1 protein-coding gene and 1 pseudogene are annotated in these 1331 nt (G+C 57.8%); both read left to right on the forward strand.

Going from position 1 to position 1331, the window contains the following annotated elements:
* Positions 1-82: 82 nt before the first annotated feature.
* Positions 83-934: a DUF1194 domain-containing protein gene (locus AC1DUU_RS32250; protein WP_476787357.1), complete on the forward strand. Its 852-nt coding sequence runs from the start codon at positions 83-85 to the stop codon at positions 932-934.
* Between the two features lie 240 nt (positions 935-1174).
* Positions 1175-1331 (forward strand): annotated as a pseudogene (locus AC1DUU_RS32255) (IS110 family transposase); the annotation flags it as partial.

Here is a 1331-nt window from a genome sequence, read left to right on the forward strand (position 1 = left end):
GGCGGCCAAGGTTCCTCGCCAGATTTCCGAATATTGAAATCGATCGCTTTCAACCCAGCCAGACGCGGAAAAGGAAAGTGCCATGTTTGGAAAAGCGCGCCAAGACGTCGGTCGCAAGCTTTGGGCGCGCCTCGATCCCGTGCAGGTGCCGTCCCTGACGGTAACCGGGTGGCCCAAGGGCCCATTGAGACTGGCCGCCACACTTGCGGCGTCAATGTTCTGGGGCCTGCAGGCGCATGCTGCTAACGTCGATGTGGCTGTCGTGTTCGCAGTCGACTTTTCGTCCTCGATCGATCCGGATATAGCCGATCTCCAACGCAAGGGACATGCCGCAGCGCTGACGTCGCCCGAGATTGTCGCCGCCATTGCCCGCAATTATCTCGGCTGCATTAGTGTAACCTACTTTGAATGGTCGAGTGCCGGGCGCACACGCATTGTGCTGCCGTGGACAAGGATCTGCTCATTGAAAGATGCCGAGGCTGCTGCACTGGTGATCAGCGAGGAAGGCGATACCGGCTTTAGTCGCAGGGGGCGAGGTAAAACGTCCGTTTCCTCAGCCATCGACGTGGGAAGTCTGCTCCTTGACCAGTTTCCGGGAACAGCGGCTAAGAAAGTAATCGACATCTCGAGCAATGGCGAAAACAATGACGGCCTTCCTGTTCACCCAAGCAGGTTGAACGCGATTGCTAAAGGGTACACGATCAATGCGATCGCCATTCCGACGGAAGGTGAGAACCCCGACCAAAGGTTGGCCTCGTATTTTGCCGACTCCGTCATTGGCGGTCCCCAAGCCTTCGTGGTTGCCCTCAAAGGTCCTGGCGACTATGCCACGGCTCTCCGCCGCAAATTGGTGGCTGAAATAAGCATGAACGTTGACCCACAGTTTTCGCAAGAGGCGGATGAGCGTTCTTCGCGGTTGTGTCGCAATTGCTGAATGCAGTCACGGTTGGCCAAATCCAGGCGCAAGCACATGATCTTCGAAGTCAGCTTCGCGTGCGGGGTGGCACATCGGCGGCGAGAGGGTCTCCAACGGGACGGCTGCTTGTTGATAGCTTCGAAAGCTGACCGACGGCACGCGACCTCGAAGCGGATGAGGTGGATGGCTCCCGCTCCCGGCATCTGAGTGCCAAAATGGGTTTGCTGTCTGGCAACCCAAGCAAAGGAGCCATCCGCCATGCAGATTACCACCGTGGGCCTCGATTTGGCCAAGCGTGTTTTTCAAGTTCATGCCGTTGACGCGTCTGGAGACGTTGTCGTGCGCAAGGCACTACGGCGATCGCAGGTTTTGCCGTTCTTCACCAAGTTGCCACCCTGCCTGATCGGCATCGAGG

It is taken from the genome of Aminobacter sp. P4_H6_2, from assembly GCF_056400805.1.

Excerpts from the sequence above, each read along its gene's own strand:
- AC1DUU_RS32250 (WP_476787357.1), top strand. The coding sequence starts at position 83 with ATGTTTGGAAAAGCGCGCCAAGACGTCGGTCGCAAGCTTTGGGCGCGC.